We start from the raw sequence: 401 nt of genomic DNA on the forward strand, positions 1-401 counted from the left end.
GAGGGCGACCTCCCCCTCGTCCAGGGCGAGGAGCACGAGGTCCGCCCTGTCCGGCAGCGCCAGCCCCACGGCCTCGGACGCGCGCGCGAGGGGGGTGACGACGTAGTGGGCGGCCCGCAGGGCGGCGCGCGACAGCACGCGGCGGGCGGCGAGGGGGTCGACAATCAGGACGTGGGCCGACATGACTTTCATCCTTCCTTGGGCTTCGCCCGCAGCCGTCGTGCCGTCGTCCCGTCCCCGCCCGCAATCTCCGCCGCAATCGTTAAGAAACGATTGCCGACCCGGTAAGGTGAACCGATGAACCAGGATGCCGCCGAGACCCTGGCCCTCCAGGCCCTGGCCTGGATCGCCGCCGACGAGGAGCTGGCCCAGGCCTTCGCCGGCGCCACGGGGGCGAGCCT

General features: G+C 72.8%; 2 protein-coding genes. One reads left to right on the top strand and one right to left on the bottom strand.

The features are described 5' to 3' along the window. The coding region (locus tag D7V97_RS43875; RefSeq protein WP_199729302.1) for a hypothetical protein at positions 1-183 on the bottom strand (183 nt) is incomplete at its 3' end. A gap of 114 nt (positions 184-297) precedes the next feature. Here D7V97_RS43875 and D7V97_RS46940 point away from each other — a divergent pair. After that, on the top strand, positions 298-401 hold a 104-nt coding region (locus D7V97_RS46940), incomplete at its 3' end, for a DUF3572 family protein (RefSeq protein WP_120616326.1).

Source organism: Corallococcus sp. CA053C, assembly GCF_003611675.1.
Lineage (GTDB): Bacteria > Myxococcota > Myxococcia > Myxococcales > Myxococcaceae > Corallococcus.